The sequence below is a fragment of the Gemmatimonas aurantiaca genome (genome assembly GCF_037190085.1).
Taxonomy (GTDB): Bacteria; Gemmatimonadota; Gemmatimonadetes; order Gemmatimonadales; family Gemmatimonadaceae; genus Gemmatimonas; species Gemmatimonas aurantiaca_A.
On sequence record NZ_JBBCJO010000001.1, the window covers coordinates 155,942 to 178,105 of the forward strand.

Here is a 22,164-nt window from a genome sequence, read left to right on the forward strand (position 1 = left end):
TCAACGTGTATGCGGAGGTCATGTCATCGGATCGCGGCTGCGGACAGCTGTTCATTGCATCGTCACCCTGGTTGGAGATGCGCGTCACGGATCGGGCCGCACATGTGTGCGGTCGAGTCTCCTCTGGCATGGATGTGGCAAGAACGAGGCCGGACCGTTGATGCTGGAGGGGCTATGTCATTCATGCAGATCGATTGGCGCGCGCTCGTCGTGCCGACGGTCGGACTCGCCGAGCTGTTCATTCGCGGCAGTGTGATGTATCTCGGGATGCTGATCCTGATGCGTCTGCTGCGTCGTCAGAAGGGCGCGTTGAACACCGCCGACCTGCTGGTGCTGATCGTCATCGCAGATGCCGCGCAGAACGGTATGGCTTCGGAATACACATCACTCACGGAAGGCCTGTTTCTCGTGGGGACCATTTTTCTCTGTATGGTCTCGACATTCTGGCGTATCGATGGCCCCGGTTCCGGCGTGTGCTGCACGAGCCACCGCTCGCATTGATCACGAACGGCAGACTGCAGCACCACAACCTCCGCCGGGAGATGCTGACGAAGGAGGACGTGCTCGAGCAATTGCGCGAGCGGGGCATCGACGACATCCGTCGGGTGAAACAGTGTTGCCTGGAAGCCGACGGGCATTTCAGCGTGGTGACGTTCGACGGGGAGCCGGAGAGCGCTCCGGAGGTTGGATCCAGCCCGGTGCACTAGACCGGCCCGAGGGGATACCGGTGCAGCATGGCGGTGGCGCGGAGAGGACGGTTGGCTGCACCGGCAATAGGGGCTGCCGGTGGTCCATGGCTGGTGGCGTGCTCTGCGGGGTGATTTCTGTCGTCGTTGACGTCGAAACCGAAGCCGATGAGGCGCGGAGAGCGCGGCAGGCTCATGGTCGGCAAATGATATCTGGCTGACACCCTGACCTAATGTTTTTGACGATGCCCACGTGGGCGCATGCCGGGACTTTCGCCATTTCTGAAACCCAACGGTTGGGTTATATTCCGTGCCGACGATTCTTTCGCAGGGCGCATTTTGCATCCGGATTCTCAATCCGCCGCGCGAACACGGGCCGGCACATGTCCATGTACTCAGGGGGCAAGGGAAGGGAGCGACGGAGGTGCTGATCGATTTGGGAGAACCAGAGCGTGTCAGATGCTGCGACAGAACTGGAGAAGAATCCATGGCGACAGGTGACTCAGGGCGTGTTGACCCAGCAGCATTGACGGGCGGCGGCAGGCTGTCGGAGGCGGAGATCCTCGCGCAGATCCCGGCGGCGCGCGCGCGGGGGGTGGAGGCGAGCAGGCAAGGGCTCCGTGCGGTGTCAGCGCGTTACCGTGCCGCTCACGAAGTGCTGTACATCGAACTCACGAATGGTACCGTGATCGGTGTGCCCCTCTCCCTCGTACCTGCTCTTCGTCATGCGTCGAAAAAGGCCTTGGAAGAGGTCGAAGTGACACCTACTGGATCCGCTCTTCACTGGGAGCGTTTGGATGTCGATCTCAGTGTGCCCGCGTTGATTCGCGATGCGCTCGGCGCGGATGCTTTGCGAAGTCTCTTTGGCGCCGAGGGCGGTCGCGTGGTGAGCGAACGAAAGGCTGAGGCGGCGCGGCGCAACGGGGGCAGGGGTGGACGCCCTCCCCGGGGTGGATCCACAGGTAAAAAGCCGTCCACGCTCTGAGTCTGCAAAAACAAAAACCCGCCAACGAGCGAACTCGTTGACGGGCTTCCATTTCTCTCAGTCCGGGCGACTGGATTTGAACCAGCGACCTCCTGCTCCCGAAGCCGAAGCCGAAGCCGAAGCGCGGCGATGGCGACCGCGACAATCGCGACAGGTCAGAGGGGAAACCGCGACAACCGCGACACGGTCTTGGCGGGCATTCTGGGAAAGCATCTGGGAATGCCCGCGGGGCGTGGCGCGGGCCCCGTCCGATCGCCGGCGTGACGCCGAAGGCCCTGGACCCGTCTTGTGGAGTGTAGCACTGGGTGCTACAGTATAGGTATGGCCAGTGCCCCCGCCCGTCCCGCGTCTTCAAGACCGCCTGGTTCGCCAAGGCGGCCCGCAAGGCAACCATCGGGGACGACGAGCTGTGCCGCGCCGTGAAGCAGGCCCAGGCCGGACAGTGCGACGACCTCGGCGGCGGGGTGTACAAGAAACGGGTGAGCCGGAACCTCTACCGGAGTATCGTGCTGGCGAAGGGTGGCCGATACTGGGTGCTGACGTACCTGTTCGCAAAGAAGGACCGCGCCAACATCGATGCGGCGGAGCTTGCGACTTTCCGTGAGCTCGCCAAAGGGTACGAGAAGCTGACGGCCGCGCAGCTCAGCGAGCTGCTCACCTCCAAGGACCTCGAGGAGATCTGTCATGGCGACCAAGCCTAAGTACAAGAGCGACGCCTTCGAGGCGATCCATTCCGCCGCATCCGCGCTTCACCGGGTCGGCGCCATCGGCAAGACCACGATGCGTCAGTTCGACGAAGCGGCGCTGAGTGCCCCCGAGCCCCTCGCCCCAGCGCAGATCAAGAAGATCCGGGAGCAGGCCAAGGTGAGTCAGGCCGTGTTCGCACGCCGGCTCAACACGAGCGCCAGCACCGTGGAGAAATGGGAAACCGGAGCCAAGCGCCCGAGTGGGGTGGCGCTCAAGATGCTCGCGGTCGTGAGGAAGCACGGATTGGCGGTGCTGGACTAGCTGTAGACGCTAAGGAGGTTGTTCACAGGGATAGCCGTTGCAAGCTGAAGTTGTCGAGGCCATTACTCACAACCGCCAGAGCCCCTATGAACACCCGCAAAAATGCCCGGCTCACCGCTTGGGCGCGACAGGAGATCGTGACCCGCGTCGGGCGGGCGAGACGCAGGGCGAGATCGCCCGCCTCGACGCGGGTCACGCGAGAAACGGTGAACAAGTGGTACCGCCGCCTGTCGCAGGCCCCCGAGCCGGCGCGGGCAGCGCCAGGCCGTTTCTCGCGGCCGCACACCTCCCCGACGCGGCGGCGGCGTACCAAGCGGCGCCAGATTCGCAAAGCCCAGCAGAAACGCTGGAGCAGCCCGCGCATCGCGCAGCACTACGACATCCCGCTGTCGACGGTCACGACGGAGCTGCGACGGGTTGGCCTCAACGCGCTGGCGGCCTTGGAGCCGCCACGGCCGATCGTGCACGGCCGATCGTGCGCTACGAGCGCCCACGCCCGGGCGAGCTGGTGCACCTCGACATCAAGAAGCTCGGGAGGATCGGGCGCGTCGGGCATCGCATTCACGGGGATCGCCGTCCGCGCGTCCGTGGCATGGGGTGGGAGTTCCTGCACGTGGCCATCGACGATCACTCGCGTCTGACGTATGCCGAGGTCCTGCCCGATGAACAGGGCGAGACCACTCCCTACACTTTTACAACTTTGAACGACGGCACAGCGCGTTGAACTACCTGCTTCCAGCCTCGCGCCTGCCTGCTGCGCTGTGAACAACGTCCCTAGCAATTGCAGCTAGATACCGCTGATAGAGGGGATCGTCTTCTCTTGACATAGCAGGAAGCCCAGGGGACTGAAATTTCGAGCACGGGGCACGAGCGCCGCCGAATCCAGAATATGCAGCTGTTGGGGCAGTGGGTGAAGAAAACGCGGGACCCGTCCGCGACTGCCAAGTGTCATGTGTCGTCCCACTCCCTCCGACTATTGCCGCCTTCCAGATCTGTATTGGGCACGCCGATGCATCTCTGGGAGTTCCTAGGGAGTTCCTGAACAAGCAATGACACCCCGAAACAAAAACCCGCCAACCACCGAAGTGGTTGACGGGCTTCCATTTATCTCAGTCGGGGCGACTGGATTTGAACCAGCGACCTCCTGCTCCCGAAGCAGGCGCTCTACCGGGCTAAGCTACGCCCCGTGCGATTCCGGTTCCCATCTCCGCTCCCTCAACGCGCCTGGAAGGACTCGAACCTCCAACCTTCTGATCCGTAGTCAGATGCTCTATCCAATTGAGCTACAGGCGCAACGATCAACTGCGTCCGGAACCGCACCCCTCGCCTTTCGGTGAAGGACCAGCAACCTAGTGACTCCAGACAGCGGTCGCTACTACCCGACCACCACCCGATCCCCAGGGTCCTGCATGGGTCGTACAAGACTCGAACTTGTGACCTCCACGATGTCAACGTGGCGCTCTAACCAACTGAGCTAACGACCCTTCGACATCGGTCCCACAGAGCGGGAAACGGGACTCGAACCCGCGACCCCAACCTTGGCAAGGTTGTGCTCTACCAACTGAGCTATTCCCGCAACTCCTCCCGACTGGCCACCCGCGCCGGTCAAGGCCATCAACAGCCACTGCACGAGCTACCGCACGACACCCGGACACCCTTGCAGGCGCCCAACGTACCGTCCCGGGATGGAGGCGAGGGGAATCGAACCCCTGACCTCTTGAATGCCATTCAAGCGCTCTCCCAACTGAGCTACGCCCCCGGGCGCGACACCCTCGCAAACGGCAGCCCAGAGCAAAAAACCAGGGGCACCCGCCAGCGAGGGCGTCAGGAACGCGCAGTCTAGTCGGGTGTATGTCCGTCGTCAAGCAGAGTTGGCCGAATCACACTGGCGAAAGCCTCCACGTGGCGTATCTTGCATGGCTCCCCCCGCAGCGCCAGGGTTTCCCCGGCGCCGCGGCAACGCGCGCCATGGGATGCACGTTGCAGACTGGAGGGAATGACACCGGCGCTGACGCTCTGGCCGCCGATCGCTTCGTCCGTTCGCACGCACTCACGTTTCACCGTCAGGGATGCGCCTCGCACATCCCCTCAGGTCCCATAGAACTCCATGACTGAAGTCAAGCGGAAGCGCCGTCGCGCCACACCGGCTGGTATCGCTCCCTCCGAGCCGGAACGCGACATCCTCGACCAGTACCTGTACGAAGTCAGCACCTATCCGCTCCTCAAGGCCGCCGAGGAAATCGAGCTGGCCAAGAAGATCCGGGCGGGCGATCAGGACGCGCTCCAGGAGCTGGTCAAGCGTAATCTCCGCTTCGTCATCTCCGTGGCCAAGAAGTACCAGAACCGCGGCCTCCCCCTCATCGACCTGATCGGGGAAGGCAACGTCGGTCTGCTCACGGCCGCCCGGAAGTTCGATCCCGACCAGGGCGTGAAGTTCATCTCCTACGCCGTGTGGTGGATCCGCCAGGCCATCCTGTCGTCGCTGGCCCGCCAGGGACGCACGGTGCGTGTGCCGCTCAACCGCACCGCCGACCTGTCGCGCATCATCAAGGCCTCCGAAATCCTTCGGCAGAAGCTCCGCCGCGAGCCGTCGCCCGAAGAACTCGCACAGGTCACCGGTCTCTCCGTCGACGTGGTCCAGTCGCTCGCCGCCCTCAACACCGGCGACGTGCGCCTCGATGCGCCCATGGATCCCGATGGCGACCGCTCGCTCATCGAGCGCTTCGTGGCCGACGAGATGCCCGACACCGAGGAGGAAGCCATGAACCGCTTCCTCACCGACGAGATCGAGCAGGCGCTGTCCACACTGCCCCCCCGCGACGCCAAGGTCCTGCGCCTCTACTTCGGTCTCGAAGGCGGCCGCGAACACACCCTCGAAGAGATCGGCTCCATGCTCGGCGTGACCCGCGAGCGCGTCCGGCAGCTGCGCGACCGGGCGCTCAAGCGGTTGCGCGAGGGCGACGTGGGACGCGCACTGTCGAGTTTCGCGGCCTGAGATCTTCCCGGCCTGAGCCGGACCCCGCCCGACCGGCGGGGCTCCTCGCGGGCTGAGAGCTCCACGACAGGAAGCAGGAGGGAGTTGGCCAGAGCGACGAAGCACGTCAGACCACACACCGTCTGACATCCTCCGTCCCCCTGACCAGCTCCCTCCTGCTTTCTATCATGGTCTGACATGGTCTGACCTCTCACCTCTGATCTCCGATGGAAGTAGATTTGTGATTCCATGATCGAGTTCAAGGACGTTCACAAAGCCTTCGGCCCCAAGCAGGTGCTCCGCGGTTTTTCCCTCCAGGTCAGGGAAGGCGAAACCATGGTCATCATCGGCTATTCCGGGACCGGCAAGTCCGTCGCCATCAAGCACATCGTCGGCCTCCTCGAACCCGACGCCGGCGAGGTCTGGGTCGATGGCAAGCGCGTCGACACCCTCTCGCGCAAAGACCTGTACGCCCTGCGCGGCAACATCGGCTACGTCTTCCAGTTCGCCGCCCTCTTCGACTCCATGACCATCGGCGAGAACGTCGCCATGGGGCTCCGCAAGCAGGGCACGCTCTCCGAACAGGAGATCGCGGCCCGCGTGACCGAAGCGCTCGAACTGGTCGATCTCCCCGACGTGCAGAACCGCATGCCGGCCGAACTCTCGGGCGGCATGCGCAAGCGGGTGGGCATCGCGCGCGCCATCGCGCTGCGGCCCAAGTACATCCTCTACGACGAACCCACCACCGGTCTCGATCCCGTCACGTCGGCCACCATCGACACGCTCATGGTGCGCATGCGGGAGCAGCTCGGCGTCACCGGCATCGTGATCACGCACGACATGCGCAGCGCCTACACCGTGGGCACGCGCATCGCGATGCTGTACGAAGGCAAGGTGCGGGCGGTGGGCACCGTGAAGGAGATCCAGCACTCCACCGATCCGATCGTGCGGCAGTTCATCGAAGGGCGTGCCACGCTCGAAGGCAGTGCGCCACTCATCGGCACCAGTGCCGCGCTCGAAGCGGCCACGGAAGTCGGCGCCGCCATTGCCGCCGAAGTCGCCGAGGAGATTGCCGACGCGCAGTCCGACGTGGAGACTGGCGTGTCGGGAATTGGCGCGGCCGCCGATCGTGAACACCCCGGACCGGGCGGTCGTCGCTGATGGCATCCCCCTCCCGCAATCCGCGCAAGCGCTCGTCGCGTGCGCGTCTCGAGACATCGGCGGGAGGCGTGGTCTATCGTCTGCAGAATGGGCAGCCGTATTTCCTGCTCATTCGCGACAGCTATCGCAACTGGGGTTTCCCCAAGGGGCATCTCGAGAGCGACGAGGCGCCCGACACGGCTGCGATGCGGGAAGTGCGTGAAGAAACCGGGCTGGCCGAAGTGACACTCGACGGAGCGATCGACACCATCGACTGGTTCTTTCGCTTCCGGGGGCGGCTCGTGCACAAGGTGTGTCACTTCTTCCTGATGCACACCGAAGCGGAGCGTACCACTCCGCAGCGTGCCGAGGGCATCACCGCCTGTCGTTGGGTCTCGTTCGACGAAGCGTCCGAACTCGTGTCGTATGCGAATGCGCGGGACGTGCTCCGGAGGGCGCATGCCATGGTGCGCGGCATCGATCTCTCGCGCGATCCCGCCTCGCTGCCGTGAGGACGATCGCATGAAGGCCACCGCATGAAGACCACCACCCGCGGGGGAGCGGATGCCTCCTCGTCGGCGCTCTGTCTGGTGACGCTGCTGCGCCGGGAGCGCGCGCGTGCGCTGGTGCGTGCCGCATTCCCCCGGCGTCGGGCACATCTAGTCTCCGTCCGTTCAGTGGTCGAGGTGGAAGAGCATCTGCTGAAGGACCTGGTGGATGCCGTCATCATCGATGCCGGTGCCGGCGACGACGTGCCGCGATTGCTCGCCCGCGCCGAGGAGTTCGCCAGCATTCCCTTCGTGCTCGTGACCACCCTGCTGCCTGCCGATGCGCCGCTGGTGGCGAAGGCGGCAGAAGCCGGCGTGTGCGAGATTCTCATCGAAGGACTCGACGACAGCGTGGCCCGCGATCTGGTGGCCCGCCGGGCCTTCTCCACGCGGTTCGAACGGGCCCTGGCCGCACCGCCCTCGTCGCTGCACCTGGAAACGCCGCTGCAACTGGCGGTCTGGCAGAGCGTGGTCCGGCGCGCCGGCCGGCCGGTGCGCACCGATCAGCTGGCGAAGGAGCTCAGCGTCTCCCGTGAGCACCTCTCCCGCAGTTTCGCGGTAGGGCAGGCGCCCACGCTCAAGAAGGTCATCGACCTGGTGCGTGTCCTGGCTGCCGCCGAACTGTCCAAGAACGCCGGCTACGATGTCCGTGACGTGGCCCAGGTCCTGGGCTTCGCCAGCTCCTCGCATCTCTCCAGCACGACCCAGCGTCTGGTCGGCGCCAAGGCCTCCAGTCTGTCGCGCCTGCGCGCCATGGACCTGCTCCAGCGTTTCAGCCGCTACGCCCAAACCCCCGACGAGGAAGAGCCAGCCCCGGCCACCGCCTCGGTCTGACATCCTCCGTCCCCCTGACCAGCTCCCCCCTGCCCCCTATCACTCCCGACTTGCCCCCACTCCACCCCTTGTGATAATTTTCACAAGCTGTCCCCAAATCTTTACGACCGCATACAAAGCCCCTGTATCATGGCCACCCAGACCGCGCTGCGTCCCGGCGAAATCAAGGACATCCTCCTCCGCGAGATCCAAGCGGCGGACCTCGCTGATCTCAATGTCGAGGAAGTCGGTACCGTTCTCGAAGTGAAGGACGGCATCGCCCGCATCTATGGCCTCGGCAAGGTCATGGCCGGCGAGATGCTCGAGTTCACGGCGTCGGAGAGCAAGCAGGTCATCACTGGCCTCGCGCTCAATCTCGAAGAAGACAACATCGGCGCCGTCATCCTGGGTGACTACCTGCAGCTCAAGGAAGGCGACGAAGTCCGCCGCACCGCGCGCGTGCTCGAAGTGCCCGTCGGCCCCGAACTCATCGGCCGTGTCGTCGATCCCCTTGGCCGCCCCATCGACGGCCTCGGCGAGATCCACACGAGCCACTTCCGCAAGGTCGAATCGCCGGCGCCCGGCATCATCGTGCGTCAGCCCGTGAAGGAGCCCCTCCAGACGGGTATCAAGGCCATCGACTCGATGATCCCGATCGGCCGTGGTCAGCGCGAGCTCATCATCGGCGACCGCTCCACGGGCAAGACCGCCGTGGCGATCGACACGATCATCAACCAGAAGGGCCAGGGCGTCATCTGTGTGTACGTCGCCATCGGCCAGAAGGCGTCCACCATCGCCTCCGTGGTCGAGCGCCTGCGTCAGGCCGGCGCGCTCGAGTACACGATCATCGTGGCCGCCTCGGCGTCCGATCCGGCGCCGATGCTCTACATCGCGCCCTACTCGGGCTGCTCGATGGCCGAGTACTTCATGTACAACGAAGGCAAGCCCACGTTGTGCGTGTACGACGACTTGTCGAAGCAGGCCGCGGCGTATCGTCAGCTCTCGCTGGTGCTGCGTCGTCCGCCGGGCCGCGAAGCCTATCCGGGTGACGTGTTCTATCTCCACAGCCGTCTCCTCGAACGCGCCGCGAAGCTGCGTGAAGACGACGGCGTGGTCGATGGCAAGCACATTCTCAAGCCGGGCGGCTCGCTCACCGCGCTGCCCATCATCGAGACGCAGGCCGGTGACGTGTCGGCCTACATCCCGACCAACGTCATCTCCATCACCGACGGGCAGATCTTCCTCGAGACCGACCTGTTCAACGCCGGCATCCGCCCGGCCGTGAACGTCGGCATCTCGGTGTCGCGCGTCGGTGGTTCGGCGCAGACCAAGGCCATGAAGGGTGTGGCCGGTCGTCTTCGTCTCGACCTCGCGCAGTATCGTGAGCTCGAAGCCTTCGCGGCGTTCGCGTCGGACCTCGACGCCGCCACGAAGCGTCAGCTCGAGCGCGGCGCGCGCACGGTGGAAGTGCTCAAGCAGGGGCAGTACTCGCCGCTGCCGTTCGAAGAGCAGGTGGCCGTGATCTACGCGGTGACCAACGGCTTCCTCGACGGGATCGAGACCAGCAAGGTGCGCGCGTGGGAGAAGGGCTTCATCGAGTTCCTCCGGGCACAGTTCCCGCAGGTGCTCGATGGCATGCGCACCAGCAAGGCGCTGTCCAAGGATGGCGAGGCCGATCTCAAGCGCGCCATCGAGCAGTACAACCAGCGCTGAGGCCCGACGATGGCCAAGGGGAAGGAACTCAAGGGGCGTATCCGCTCCACGGAGAATACGCGGAAGATCACGCGCACCATGGAAATGGTCGCGACGTCGAAGCTGAAGCGGGCCACCGACCGGGTGGCCGCGGCGCGCCCGTATGCGCTCGCGCTCGGCGAGGTGCTCTCGCACGTGTATTCGCCTGAGCTGGCCGACCGCTTTCCGCTGCTGCGGCGTCCCGCGACGCCGCGCACGGTGGCGCTGGTCGTGCTCACGGCCAATCGGGGTCTGTGTGGCGCGTTCAACGCGAACCTGATCAAGGAAGCCCGCGCCCGCCTCGCGGAACTCGAAGGCCGGGGGCTCACCGTCGAGCTCCATGTCGTCGGCCGCAAGGGCGCCGGCTTCTTCCGCTACATCAACCGTGCGCTCGCCTCGCAGCGCACGGACATCACCGACAAGCCGACGGCGGCCGATGCCGCGTCGCTGATCGATGGACTCATGCAGCGGTTCGCTGCGGGCGCCGTCGATGCGGTGTACGTGACGTACGCGAAGTATCTCTCGGCGCTCTCGGCGCCGCCGACCACCGAGCAGGTGCTGCCGGTGGCGCCGCCCACCACGAAGACCGATGGTGGCGTGCAGCACGACTTCATCCTCGCGCCCTCCGCCGACGCGATCCTCGAAGCACTGCTTCCGCTCTACGTGCGCAATGCGATGTATCGCGCGCTCGTCGAGACCGAAGCCGGCTTCCAGAGCGCGCAGCGGACGGCGATGAAGAACGCGACGGACAATGCGACCGAGCTGCTGCAGGTGCTCAAGCGCACCTACAACTCGGCGCGTCAGGCGCAGATCACGCAGGAAATCGCCGAAATCGTCGGCGGTGCATCGGCATTGCAGGGCTGACGTTTCACCATATCCAGTACGCATCCATGGCTACCACTGCCGCTCCGACCACTGTCGGCAAGATCGTTCAGGTCATCGGTCCCGTCATCGACGTGGCGTTCGAGAACGATCACCTGCCGGAGCTCTACAACGCCGTCGTCGTCAACACCACCGCGCCCGATGGGTCGCGCATCACCGTGACCGCCGAGGTGCAGCAGCACATCGGCCGCAATCAGGTGCGCGCGGTGGCCATGTCCAGCACCGATGGCATCACGCGCGGCATGGACGTGATCGACACGCGCTCGTCGATCACGGTGCCCATCGGCGCGCCCGCGCTCGGCCGCATCCTGAACGTGCTGGGCGAGCCGGTGGACGATGGCGCGCCGATTCCGGCCGACGCCGAACGCTGGCCCATCCACCGCAAGCGCCCCGATTTTGTCAACCTCGAACCGAAGACGGAAGTCTTCGAAACGGGCATCAAGGTCGTCGACCTCGTCGCCCCGTTCGTGAAGGGTGGCAAGATCGGTCTGTTCGGCGGCGCCGGTGTCGGCAAGACGGTCATCATCCAGGAGCTCATCAACAACGTCGCGAAGGGACACGGCGGCAAGTCGGTGTTCTGCGGCGTGGGTGAGCGCACGCGCGAAGGGAACGACCTGTACCTGGAATTCCAGGAAGCGGGCATTCTCGACAAGGTCGCGTTGATCTACGGTCAGATGAACGAACCGCCGGGCGCGCGTCTGCGCGTCGCGCTGGCCGGCCTCACGGTGGCCGAGTACTTCCGCGATCAGGAGAACGCGGACGTGCTGGTGTTCGTCGACAACATCTTCCGCTTCACGCAGGCGGGTTCGGAAGTGTCGGCGCTGCTGGGCCGCATGCCGTCGGCCGTGGGATACCAGCCCACGCTGGCCACGGAGATGGGCGAACTGCAGGAACGCATCACCTCCACGCGCAACGGCTCCATCACGTCGGTGCAGGCCATCTACGTGCCGGCCGACGATCTCACCGACCCGGCGCCGGCCACGGCCTTCGCGCACCTCGACGCCACGGTCGTGCTCAACCGCAAGATCACCGAGCTGGGCATCTACCCGGCCGTGGACCCGCTCGACTCCACGTCGCGCATCCTCGATCCGCAGTACGTGGGCGAGCGGCACTACGCGGCCGCGACGACCACGCAGCGCATCCTGCAGCGTTACAAGGAACTCCAGGACATCATCGCCATTCTCGGCATGGACGAACTCTCGGAAGACGACAAGAAGATCGTCGGCCGGGCGCGTCGTCTGCAGCGTTTCATGTCGCAGCCGTTCGCGGTGGCCGAGCAGTTCACGGGCATCGCCGGCAAGTACGTGAAGCTCGAGGAGACCATCTCCAGCTTCGAGCGGATCTGCGCCGGTGAGTTCGATCACTTGCCCGAGCAGGCGTTTTTCATGGCCGGTGGCGTGGAAGACGTGGTGGCCAACGCGAAGAAGCTCCAGGGCTGATCGGTGAGCGACGCACTGAAGGTGTCGGTGATCTCGCCCGAGCGCGTGCTGTTCGAAGGCACCGCGCGTGGTGTGATCGCGCCCGCCTTCGATGGCGAAGTGGGCATTCTTCCGCTGCACGCGCCGCTCATGACGCTGCTGGGGAAGGGCACGCTGCGCATCGACACGACGCAGGGCGAGAAGCGGTACACGGTCGACGGCGGCTTCCTGCAGGTCGTCGACGACCAGGTCCGCGTGGTGACGGAGCAGGCCACGGCCGCCTGATTCGTGGCGGGCCGCCGATGTCACGCCGGTGTCACGGCGGCGCAGGCGACTGCGCTCGATGGCGAAACAGACAGGCGACACAAGGTGGCATCCGAGGCACGGGGCAATCCCGTGCCTCACGTGTTTCTCAGAGGTGCAACGTCTGGAAGTGGTGCGGCGTAAGTCTTAAGGGCATGGCACTCCCCGTCCGGACCCCCTCGATGCAACTGGCATCGAGTTCGCTGGCGTCTTCCCCCCGTCACATGTCTCTGCGAGTCGTCGTTCTGGGCCAGGTCCCGCCCGCTCTGCAGCAACAGCTCTCCGAGCTGGCGAGTTCGATGGACCTGACATTGATCGGACCGGTGTCCGATCTCACGGCAGCGCAGACTGCGTTGTCGTCCCCCGTACCTGATATCGCCGTCGTGAGCACGGCCATGTCCGATGGCTCGGGGTTCTCCTTCATTCGCAATCTGCCGTCGACGCAGCGTCCGGTGTCGGTCATCTTCGTCGGCAGCAAAGACGAGGATGCGGTGGCGGCGTTCGAGCTGCAGGCCACGGACTTCGTGCTCTGGCCGGCGTCGGTGGCCCGGGTGAATGAAGCACTGACGCGCGCGCGGCAGCATGTGCTGCAACTCGCGCTGCTGCGCACGGCGGACGAGCTGCAGCGTCTGCTGGGCGAGGCCACGGCCGCGGGAGGAGTCGACCTGGGCGCCGTGTTCAACGGACGTCTGGCGGCGGCATCTCTGGCCGGCGCGCCCCTCACGGCAAACGGGAACGGGCATGCCTACGCCAACGGACATACGAACGGCAATGGCGGCGGCAATGGCCACGGGCTGTCGCAGCGTCGTCGTCGTACGTTGGGCGGTGCGAGCACCGGCACGCTGATCGCGACGGCGCCGTGGCGGGCCACGTCGAGGCCGCTGGACAATCGTCTCGGTCGCATGCGCGACGGGGCGGAGGAGGCGGTGCTCGATCTTTCGCTCGAAGACGGCGGTCGGTCGGCGGCGGGTGAAGGACGTCCGCTGCGGGTGCTGGTGCGCGAAGGCCGTCGTACGCGTTTCGTGCCGCTGGCCGATATCGACTGGTTCGAAGCGGACGGCAACTACATCCGCGTGCACGCCGCTGGTGAGCGGTACCGGACGCGCGGCACGATCACGGCCATCGAAGCGGCACTCGATCCGCGGCAGTTCGTGCGCATCCATCGTCGCATCGTCGTGAACATGGACCGGGTGCGAGAGATGAGCCCGTTGCCCGGTGGCGACGGCCTGCTGCTGCTCGGCGACGGGTCGACGCTGCGGTTGTCACGAACGTATCGATCGCGGGTGCGGTGAGCTGAAATTGATTGGGGCGTCGTTCCTTCACGGGGGCGACGCCCGCAGTATTCCAGGCATATGCAATCCCCGTGGCGACCAGATTGGACTTGACGGCCGCTCTGAATAGCGGAACTTGGACACGGTGGCAGCCTTCCGGGGATTCTCTGGGGGTATCCGAGTGATCTGAGAAGATGCCGCTGTCTGTTATGCATTTTCACACTGCGCGATGCAGAGTATGCCATTGTGAGATCCAGGCACAGCGCACCGACCGCACCGATCCCGTCGCTTCGGGACGCACTCGCATACTTCATGCGGGTGATGCTGATGGTTCGGCCCTATTGGGGACCGATGCTGCGTGGACTGCTGTTGAGTCTGGTCGCGGGCGCGTTGGGACTCGTGACCCCGCTGTTCTCGAAGCTCTACTTCGATTCCGTATATCCCGCGCGCGATGTGTCGTTGCTGCACGCGTTGGTGTTCGGTGCCGCGGCGTTCTCGCTGGCCACGGCGCTGATGGGGGCTCTGCGTGGCTACTACACGCAGGTTGTTTCGGCGAAGCTGGGAAGCGCCGTCAGCCTCATGTACTTCAACCACCTGCAGCACCTGCCCATCCGGTTTTTCGACGAACACCGGGTCGGCGAGATCATGAGTCGGGCCGGCGACATGCGCGGCGCACTGGGAACGGTTTCGCGAATTCTGCAGATCATTCTCGTCAATGGCGTCTATCTGATCCTGGTTCCGCCATTTCTCGTCGCGCTGAATTGGAAACTGTCCATTCTGGCGCTCATCACGACACCGTTGACCGTCGCCATCACGACGGCGACGAGTCGTCTGACGCGCCGGTACATGAAACGCAGTGCGGAAGCGAGTGCCGAGCTCAGCGCGATTCAGGTGGAAACCATGAGTCAGATTCGAACGCTGAAAGCGATGGCGATGGAGCCGCATGTGTTCCGTGACGCCTCTGCGCAGACCGAAGACGTCATCCACCTTCAAATGAAGTCCGCCAGTCTCAGTACCGGGGTGAGTGTCGTTGTCGCGCTCGTGAGAACCATCGGCACCGCCGCCTTCACGTGGTACGCCTGGACATTGATCATTCGAGGAGAGCTCTCACTTGGCAGTTTCGTCGCTTTTTCGGCATACCTCGGCTATCTCACAGGACCCGTTGGACAGATCGCCGGCGTGTTTGCGGACTTTCAGCAATCGGCGGTGGTGCTGGGACGAGCGTTCGAGTACCTCGATCTACCGCCGGAACAGGACCCGGAGCTGGCCTACACGCCTCCGTCGGGCATTCAGAGACGTATCAAAGCCGCGATTTCCCTCGATGCCGTTTCGTTCGGCTATTCCCCGGACAAATCGATCCTCGATGAGCTGTCACTGACTTTTCCTCCCGGTTCGATGACTGCGTTGATCGGTTCCAGCGGCACGGGGAAATCGACCATTCTGCGTCTGGTTTGCGGCATGGAGCGCCCATTGAAGGGGACCATTCTCGTCGATGGTTCTCCCATCGATCGTTTTCTCCTGTCGGACCTGCGGCGCCAGATGGCGGTGGTGTGGCAGGAGCCCACCCTGCTTCGCGGGACGATCTGGGAGAATCTCACCGTGGGAGCGGACACGGTCGATCGTGATGCGGTGGAAGATGTGGTGCGCCTCTGTCAGCTCGACGGACTCATTGCGGAACTCCCCGACGGATTGGACACCATGGTCGCTGAATGGGGCGCCTCTCTTTCGGGAGGCCAGCGTCAGCGTTTTGCCCTGGCGCGTGCGCTCGTTCGGGATACCCCGGTGCTGTTGCTCGATGAAGCAACATCGCAGGTCGATGTGCGTACCGAAGGCGAGATTCTCCGGGCACTCATTCCACGGGTGCGCCACAAGACAGTCGTGCTGGTGACGCATCGCATGGCCACGGCGTCGTTGGCCGATCGTATTTGCGTGCTGGACCATGGCCGCGTCGCCGGTCTGGGTACGCATGAAGAACTTGTCGGCAGCAGCGATGCATACCGCCAGATGGTACAGGCCGCGCAAAGCGATTAGACAAAACGTCTGCGCAGGTTGAATGTCACATGACCGCACCGAAGATGTTTCGGGAGCCCGAGCGCAAGCTGGTGCGCCTGCCAGACCTGGATGACGATCGCATCCCGGGGTGGCGGTTCACCAGACACGTCGTCGCCTGGACGTTGGGGGTCTTCATCGTCCTGTGCATCATCGCGATCGTGGTGGCATCGGTGCTCACCATGAAGGTCACGGTGTCTGCAGACGGTGTACTCGAACCTGCGGCCATCTGGCCGGTCCGGTCGACTGAGAGCGGCCTGTTGACAACCATTCTGGTGCAGACTGGTGACTCCGTCGACGCCGGACAGATCGTTGCGCGGCTCGATTCGATGGAGGCATGGGCGGCAGTGGCCGATCTCGAATCACAACTTCGTAAGATACGGATCGAGCGTGACAGGGCCATGCGCTCCGCACCCATCGACGTCCAACGGGCGCAATCCGGTGTGACATCGGCGGAGGCGCATGTCTTGCGCGCGCGCACACTGCTGCGTCAGCGCATGGTCGATTTCATGATTTCCGGAGATCCGGACAGCATCGCCACCACCGTCGATGGTCGGGTGCATGTCGGTCTCGATGTGCCTTCGGCCGATCTGATGACCGCACAGAGCGAACTCGGTGCGGCTCGGGCGCAGTTGGCTGCGACCGGACTGTCGGAATTCGATGTCGCAAGCAACACGAACGAATTGGATCGTCTCGAACGACTCCTGGCGAAGAGTCGCATCCGGGCGGCACGACAGGTGATCCGGGCACCGGCCTCGGGTGTCGTGCTCACCGAGCAGCTGGAATTGCTCCGGGGCAGAGCAGTGATCGCCGGTGAATCGTTGTTCGAAATCGCGGATACCCGACAATGGCGTGCAACACTGAACGTCGGCGAGCGCGACGTCTATCGTGTGCACGTGGGCGATACGGTCGATATCGAGATTCCGGCGTTTGCCGCGATGGCCGACAATCATGTCCGGGGTCGTGTGGAAGCCGTGGGCTGGCAGGCTTCAGCTCCCGGTCAATCGAATGGAGCGACCGGCGGCACCGTGGCCGGATTGTATCGTGTGGTCGTTCGCATCGATTCCCGGGAACGATCGTCACCCATCATTGATGTGGGGCTTCGTCGAGGCTACGCCGTGCACGGGGAGATCATCACGCGCTCGGAACGCGCATTGACATTGTTGGTCGAGCACTTCCGTGACCGTTCACGCCAACTGACGCGCTGACGGGCATCCAGGTGCCGGGGGCGGGACTTCCGCGGGCGACCAGAGCGGCAGTTGTGATCTACGCAATACCATCTCGATCACCCATTGCCAGCCCAGCGTCGAAACGAAGAACCGTGGTGTCACGCCGATATCCTGTTGAACGATGGCGCGGATCGTTCGTACATCACGCTCGAGATCGAATGCGAGCCGTTCGAGAGAAACTCCACGCCCTGCGAAGGGTGCGATGATCATCACGTTCTTCCAGGCGGCCGGGCCCGTGGTGCTGAACCTCCGAAAAGCCTCGTAATAGGCCGATCGTGAGATCGCCTGTCGCACCCACGGTTCCTCCTGCAATGCCGAATGGATGAGCTCAGCGGTGGCAGGGTGCGCACACCGCAGCTTGAGATAGCGATACAACAACACTGGCGAAACGGACAGTTGGCGAAGTGCGGCAGCCGCCCGATCACACTCGCAGAGTCGCCGTGCTTCGATATGAACGGCAAGCGGAAGCAATCGCATCGCAAGGCGAATCTCTGCGCGGAGCACTCCGTCGTGCTCGACGATGACGGGGAGCCACGGACATCGCTCGGATTCACGGACGATCCGCTCCACATCGTCGGCAGAGGCGGACGCTTCGACGATCAGAATATCGCCGATGCGCTCGATGCTGTTGACGTATTCCGCCGTGGGGCCGTAGCTCGCCATCTGGCTGCGAATTGTCATGAATGAAGCGTCCTTTATATCGGCACGTCCACTGTATTCGGGACAATCCACAACGACTCTCTGTGGATATACGCGCTCAATCATTGGATACAGCGAAACGAATGTCAACATCGGAGCACATTGTAGTGCACTACAGCCTCGGTAGGTGAGGTTTCCACGCGGATGCGAAATCCGCGCAACACGAACGTCCGGAATGACGGACGGCATTGCATTGACGCTGGATCGAGTCACCCGAAGATTTGGTGTTCGCGCAGGCCTTTTGCTGTGCAACAACTCATGGGGGGACAAGAAAGTGGCCAAGAAGCTGAAGCTGGACCTGAGTGAACTCGAGGTGCAGGTATTTGCGGTCCCGGATTCGTACGAGAATGTCCGGGGCACCGTGCAGGGGCAAACCGCGGATGGTGATACCTGTGGTATTGGCGTGACCTGTCTCGAGGAACACACGTGTACGTGCACGTGCGACCCCGAATACACACAGCTCTGCCCGACCATAGGCTGTCCGACGGGCCAGTGTGGTACGCAGACACCTGGTGATACGGTCTGCTACGACACCATCACCTGCTGCGAGACCTGAGTTCGGTGAGTGCTCGCGAAGATCGGATGATCCTCGAGCGCGCATCGCAACGACCGCAATACACGGCACGATCGAGCGGTAGTGAGGAAACCTCCGTAGCCCATACGGAGTTCCATTCCTCATTGCCGCTCATCGATCCGTTGGTGTTCGCGCGTGTTGCCGCACTTCCGGTCTCTGCGGTGCACTCCGCGTCCGGCACGACGGCACGAAGGCAGCACGCGCTGCTGCAAGCGGAGCGTGCACTCGCCGCTGATATCCCGCGCGTGAGCGATATCCTGTTCGAAGCCGTGCCACAGACGAAAGATCGCGACCACCGGCGACATCTGTTATCCCTCCGTCGTCGCATTTTCCAGCTCGATGGAAGCTTCACCGATTCCGAGTTGCGAGCTCTCGATGTTGGACTGTCCGGTGAGAAGCGAGAGGAGGTCCGTCGATTCGTCGCGCAGCTGGATGCCCTGACGACCTGCCGCGGCGGGTTGGATGAGCAGTACGCCAATGACCGGATCGTTGCCCAGCGGGAGCTGGAGCGGGCGATTCGTGCCACCTCGTTTCAGAAAGGGTTGGCATCATCGAGCGACTCCCTGTTCAGACTGCTCTCTCGCGATGGACGACCGGATCGCCGAATGTCGGCGACCCGCAGCGCGCAACGAGCACGTGGTCTGCTTCGATATCTGTCGCGCGCCTCCATGAAGGCGACCCCCTTCGCGACGTTCTGCCAGTTACTGGGTGTGGTCATCGACGATGCGGAGGAGCCGCTCCGGCTTGTCGGAAGCCTTGCGACCGTACCATCGATCGTGCGCGTGAACAAATCGGCACTCAGAAGTTTGCGCGCGGTGCTGTTTCCGCTGCCATCGGTACGCGAATGCCTCCACGTCGCCCTCAATGATACCATCGAGGTGGATGGGAACTATCTGCGCGTCTTTGCTCTCTCCGGGCATCGCGAAGCCTTTGTCCGCCTGCGCCGCACCCCCGCGCTGCAATGCGTGCTCACTGCGTTGGAACGCTGCACCCGTGTACGCGTCCGCAACCTGATCGAGGCAGTCCTGCATGACGCCGAGGTGGATGCCACCCGAGAAGAGTGTGTACACTACATCGACGGGCTGCTCAACTGCGGGCTCCTGCGCCTTGTTTCACCAGTGGATGATCAGATTGCGGATTGGGAGCCGTTGTTGAACGCCTTTCTGCGCGACATCCGCGATGCACCGAGGGAGGTGACGAACGCGCGTCAGTTGTTGGATGCGTTGGCGACACAGATTTCGGTCTTTTCCGGGGCATCGGCGTGGGGCCGTCATGCCATGCAACAACGCAGTTTGCGCCTGATGCACCGGTATCTGCACGACGCGGGAGCGACACGCGCGGTACGCAAGTCGTTGATGTTCCACGAGGATTGTGGTGCGGCAGCCCACATTGTCATCGATCGTCGGTCGCTTGCAGGGGCACTCGATGATCTGCGGCGCTATGTCGCCGATTCGGCTCCGCTGGCCTATACACGGATGGAGGCCGCGGTTGCCCGCGAGATATTCGAGCACGCGAATCCCGGGGTGGCGCGCGTTCCGTTGCTCGCATTTGCGGAGCAGTATTCCCGGCATCGAATGGAACACAATGGAGGGAAAAAATCAGAAATTCCAACGAAGGCCGGCGAATCACCTCCCACAGTTCTTCAGACACTGCGTCAGGCCCGTGATACGCTCACGGGGGCTCTGGCGAGCGCATGGTTCCTCGCACCGCCGACCGCCGACGAGATCGAGGTCACGTCCGGCATGCTGCGGTATGCGGCGCAGGATGCACCGCCGGCTGGTCCGGGGCCGCGGTCGGTCAGTGTGTTCTGCAATCTGATACCACCGTGCGGCGACAGGGGATGGCGTGTCGTGGTGAACCAGGGGCGGTACCTGTCCGGCTATGGCAAATACATCTCACGGTTTCTCCCGGTGCTTCCACACCACCAGTGGACCGCAGTTCGCGAACGGAATGCCTCGTCTCCGTGGGGTCGGATCGTCGAGATTGCCGACGATGGCGATTTCAACCCCAATCTGCATCCGCGTCTCACCGATTCGATTATCCAGTATCCCACGGGATCCCATCACGGGCGATCCGATGCGATTGCGCTGACCGATCTGGAGGTCGGTCCGGATGCCGCAGATCCAGCCCGGTTGGCCCTGACACGGCGGAGCACCGGTGAGCGAATATGGCCGGTCGACCTGGGTTTTCTCAGTCCGCGGCTGCGTCCGCCATTGTTCCGGTTGCTTCGCACACTGGGGCCCGACGCACAGTTTGCGCTGTCGCTGCCCTGGTCTCTTCCTGACGCCAACGGTTCAGTGGGTCTGGATCGACTCGATACGATCGTCGTACGTCCGCGCTACACGTTCGGAGAGCACCTCATTCTCGCGCGACGCGCGTGGCATGTGCCCTCGGTCTGCTTTCCGCGACTGAAGTCGAACGAATCGCCTGCCAGGTATTTTGCGCGAGTCCAGCGATGGCGGTTCGAAGCGGACATTCCGGAGAGCGTGTACGTCCGGATCTTTTCGATTGCCCCAAAGCCTGAGGCCGCTTCCCTGGACAGCGGTGAGGAGGAGCGCGGAGAAGAGGCCGGGATGGATGCAGCCGAGATGGAGCTCGATGACACCCAGACGCCCACGACTCGAAAGACCAGTCAAGCGACGACACACGAATCGGCCGTACCTCGTGCGCCGCAGATTTCGGCCGATGCGCAGAAGCCGCAGTTCATCGATTTCACCAATCCTCTCTTCGTGGACCTGTTCAGCCGGTTGCCTGGTGGACTGGACACCTTTACGGCTTCCCTCGAAGAAGTCTTGCCGGAAGCGGGTGACTATCCGCGTCACGGCGAGGATACGTACTGCACCGAATTCATGGCGCAGCTGGATCTCGACTCATGAGCGGGATGTCGGCCTACGCAGACGTGCGATCCGATGAACACCGCTGGTTCAGCGTGCATCTCTATCCGGGAACGAAAGACTCGCTGTACGGCAGTGCATTTGACGGGTTCGTCATCCGGATCCTTCGACACCTGAACAACAGCGCCCTCGCGGGAGCATCGCGTTTTTTTGTTCGCTACTCGGATCCGTTGCCGCATTTGCGCATTCGCGTGCGTGTGCCGTTCGACATGTCCGATGATCAGGCTGTCGAGAACCTCGATCTTCCGGATGCCGGGCAGGGCGGGCTCTTCGCAAGGATGGTGGTCTGCGGCTACGAACCGGAGCATGGACGATACGGCGGTCCCGCAGGGGTGAGACTGGCCGAGGCGGCCTTCTGTGCGTCCAGCGATTGGGTGCTACTCCGGCTTGGTGCACTACACGATCGGGCGCGTCCGGCAAAAGTGGGTGCCGGTATTCTTGCGTCCTATGTTGCTCTCCAGGCGGCCTTCGGGACGCGTGCGACGATCGGAGAGATCTCCGCCTGGATTCGGGACATTGAGCTCGGATTGTTTGTCGAGCCCGGGGAGCAATACCGCGCCGCATTCGACGCGTCATTGGAAAGCCAGCTTGACACCATCGTCGATTTCCTGGACCAGGCTGATGAGTCGTTGACGCAGGAGCACGGTGCGGGATCTCTCTTCGAGTCATTCCTGCCCACATGGGAGGATGTCCTTCACCAATATCGACAACTCGGCAGGGACGGAAAACTGAAGTTTCTCGGAGACCCGGTGTTCAACGCGATGGAAGCGCAACGTCGCCTCATCCCCTCCTTCCTTCACATGACGAACAACCGCATGGGCCTTTCACGCCTCGATGAGGCATATGTCGCGCACGCCATAGCCGAAGCGTGTCGGTGTGCACCAGTCGTCGCGCAGCCGTTCGTGAAAACCGATGCGTGATCCTCTCGATGTCGCGGAAAGCATCGGGCAGCGCCTTATC

At 63.5% G+C, this 22,164-nt stretch carries 19 protein-coding genes, 5 tRNA genes and 1 pseudogene; 19 read left to right on the plus strand and 6 right to left on the minus strand.

The annotated features are described in order from the left end of the window. Positions 1-102 precede the first annotated feature (102 nt). The 6 genes and pseudogenes from WG208_RS00645 to WG208_RS00670 form a co-directional block, all read left to right on the plus strand. Complete coding sequence (locus WG208_RS00645; RefSeq protein WP_337169382.1) at positions 103-501, plus strand: hypothetical protein; 399 nt, start codon at positions 103-105, stop codon at positions 499-501. Continuing rightward, positions 474-707: a YetF domain-containing protein gene (locus WG208_RS00650; RefSeq protein WP_337169383.1), complete on the plus strand. Its 234-nt coding sequence runs from the start codon at positions 474-476 to the stop codon at positions 705-707. Before WG208_RS00645 ends, WG208_RS00650 begins: the two co-directional genes overlap by 28 nt. A gap of 289 nt (positions 708-996) precedes the next feature. Next, a complete protein-coding gene (locus WG208_RS00655) occupies positions 997-1,671 on the plus strand; it encodes a DUF2442 domain-containing protein (protein WP_337169384.1) in 675 nt (224 codons plus the stop codon). A gap of 305 nt (positions 1,672-1,976) precedes the next feature. Then, the gene (locus tag WG208_RS00660) at positions 1,977-2,372 is read left to right on the plus strand and encodes a type II toxin-antitoxin system RelE/ParE family toxin (protein WP_337169385.1); all 396 of its coding nucleotides are present in this window, start codon (positions 1,977-1,979) and stop codon (positions 2,370-2,372) included. Further along, positions 2,356-2,679 (plus strand): DNA-binding transcriptional regulator, encoded by a 324-nt coding sequence (locus WG208_RS00665; protein ID WP_337169386.1) that lies wholly within the window; start codon positions 2,356-2,358, stop codon positions 2,677-2,679. Before WG208_RS00660 ends, WG208_RS00665 begins: the two co-directional genes overlap by 17 nt. A 469-nt stretch (positions 2,680-3,148) precedes the next feature. Then, positions 3,149-3,343 (plus strand): annotated as a pseudogene (locus WG208_RS00670) (IS481 family transposase); the annotation flags it as partial. A gap of 449 nt (positions 3,344-3,792) precedes the next feature. Here WG208_RS00670 and WG208_RS00675 read toward each other — a convergent pair. The 5 genes from WG208_RS00675 to WG208_RS00695 all read right to left on the minus strand — a co-directional run bounded on the left by WG208_RS00675 (position 3,793) and on the right by WG208_RS00695 (position 4,438). Then, positions 3,793-3,866, minus strand: a tRNA-Pro gene (locus WG208_RS00675). Between the two features lie 32 nt (positions 3,867-3,898). Continuing rightward, positions 3,899-3,972, minus strand: a tRNA-Arg gene (locus WG208_RS00680). A gap of 117 nt (positions 3,973-4,089) precedes the next feature. Then, positions 4,090-4,163 (minus strand) — tRNA-Val (locus WG208_RS00685). Positions 4,164-4,182: 19 nt separating this feature from the next. Continuing rightward, positions 4,183-4,255 (minus strand) — tRNA-Gly (locus tag WG208_RS00690). Positions 4,256-4,365: 110 nt separating this feature from the next. Further along, positions 4,366-4,438, minus strand: a tRNA-Ala gene (locus WG208_RS00695). A gap of 348 nt (positions 4,439-4,786) precedes the next feature. Between WG208_RS00695 and WG208_RS00700 the strand changes: the two genes are divergently transcribed. The 11 genes from WG208_RS00700 (at position 4,787) to WG208_RS00750 (ending at position 17,016) form a co-directional block, all read left to right on the plus strand. After that, positions 4,787-5,674, plus strand: coding sequence for an RNA polymerase sigma factor RpoD/SigA (locus WG208_RS00700; RefSeq protein WP_337169387.1), 888 nt, complete (start codon positions 4,787-4,789; stop codon positions 5,672-5,674). 228 nt (positions 5,675-5,902) lie between these two features. Continuing rightward, complete coding sequence (locus tag WG208_RS00705; protein WP_337169388.1) at positions 5,903-6,814, plus strand: ABC transporter ATP-binding protein; 912 nt, start codon at positions 5,903-5,905, stop codon at positions 6,812-6,814. Continuing rightward, on the plus strand, positions 6,814-7,305 hold the full coding sequence (locus tag WG208_RS00710) for an NUDIX hydrolase (RefSeq protein ID WP_337169389.1): 492 nt from the start codon (positions 6,814-6,816) through the stop codon (positions 7,303-7,305). Before WG208_RS00705 ends, WG208_RS00710 begins: the two co-directional genes overlap by 1 nt. A 24-nt stretch (positions 7,306-7,329) precedes the next feature. Continuing rightward, positions 7,330-8,175, plus strand: a complete 846-nt coding sequence (locus WG208_RS00715) for a helix-turn-helix domain-containing protein (RefSeq protein ID WP_337169390.1) — start codon at positions 7,330-7,332, stop codon at positions 8,173-8,175. Positions 8,176-8,304: 129 nt separating this feature from the next. Further along, a complete protein-coding gene (gene atpA, locus WG208_RS00720) occupies positions 8,305-9,867 on the plus strand; it encodes a F0F1 ATP synthase subunit alpha (RefSeq protein WP_337169391.1) in 1,563 nt (520 codons plus the stop codon). Positions 9,868-9,876: 9 nt separating this feature from the next. Further along, a complete protein-coding gene (gene atpG / locus WG208_RS00725; protein WP_337169392.1) occupies positions 9,877-10,749 on the plus strand; it encodes an ATP synthase F1 subunit gamma in 873 nt (290 codons plus the stop codon). Positions 10,750-10,775: 26 nt separating this feature from the next. After that, entirely contained in the window at positions 10,776-12,206 is a 1,431-nt protein-coding gene (gene atpD, locus WG208_RS00730; protein ID WP_337169393.1) for a F0F1 ATP synthase subunit beta, read from the plus strand. 3 nt (positions 12,207-12,209) lie between these two features. Further along, entirely contained in the window at positions 12,210-12,470 is a 261-nt protein-coding gene (gene atpC, locus WG208_RS00735; protein WP_337169394.1) for an ATP synthase F1 subunit epsilon, read from the plus strand. Between the two features lie 242 nt (positions 12,471-12,712). Next, positions 12,713-13,780, plus strand: a complete 1,068-nt coding sequence (locus tag WG208_RS00740; protein WP_337169395.1) for a LytTR family DNA-binding domain-containing protein — start codon at positions 12,713-12,715, stop codon at positions 13,778-13,780. Between the two features lie 306 nt (positions 13,781-14,086). After that, complete coding sequence (locus WG208_RS00745; protein ID WP_337169396.1) at positions 14,087-15,790, plus strand: peptidase domain-containing ABC transporter; 1,704 nt, start codon at positions 14,087-14,089, stop codon at positions 15,788-15,790. 29 nt (positions 15,791-15,819) lie between these two features. Next, the gene (locus tag WG208_RS00750; protein WP_337169397.1) at positions 15,820-17,016 is read left to right on the plus strand and encodes an efflux RND transporter periplasmic adaptor subunit; all 1,197 of its coding nucleotides are present in this window, start codon (positions 15,820-15,822) and stop codon (positions 17,014-17,016) included. On the opposite strand, the gene WG208_RS00755 is transcribed toward WG208_RS00750, so the two are convergent. Next, entirely contained in the window at positions 16,996-17,829 is an 834-nt protein-coding gene (locus tag WG208_RS00755) for a hypothetical protein (RefSeq protein WP_337169398.1), read from the minus strand. The two genes, WG208_RS00750 and WG208_RS00755, sit on opposite strands and share 21 nt — an antisense overlap. A 489-nt stretch (positions 17,830-18,318) precedes the next feature. Here WG208_RS00755 and WG208_RS00760 point away from each other — a divergent pair, with 489 nt between their 5' ends. Both WG208_RS00760 and WG208_RS00765 read left to right on the plus strand, forming a co-directional pair. Beyond that, positions 18,319-21,186: a lantibiotic dehydratase gene (locus WG208_RS00760; RefSeq protein WP_337169399.1), complete on the plus strand. Its 2,868-nt coding sequence runs from the start codon at positions 18,319-18,321 to the stop codon at positions 21,184-21,186. Further along, entirely contained in the window at positions 21,183-22,124 is a 942-nt protein-coding gene (locus tag WG208_RS00765; RefSeq protein WP_337169400.1) for a thiopeptide-type bacteriocin biosynthesis protein, read from the plus strand. Before WG208_RS00760 ends, WG208_RS00765 begins: the two co-directional genes overlap by 4 nt. The last annotated feature ends 40 nt before the right edge of the window (positions 22,125-22,164 follow it).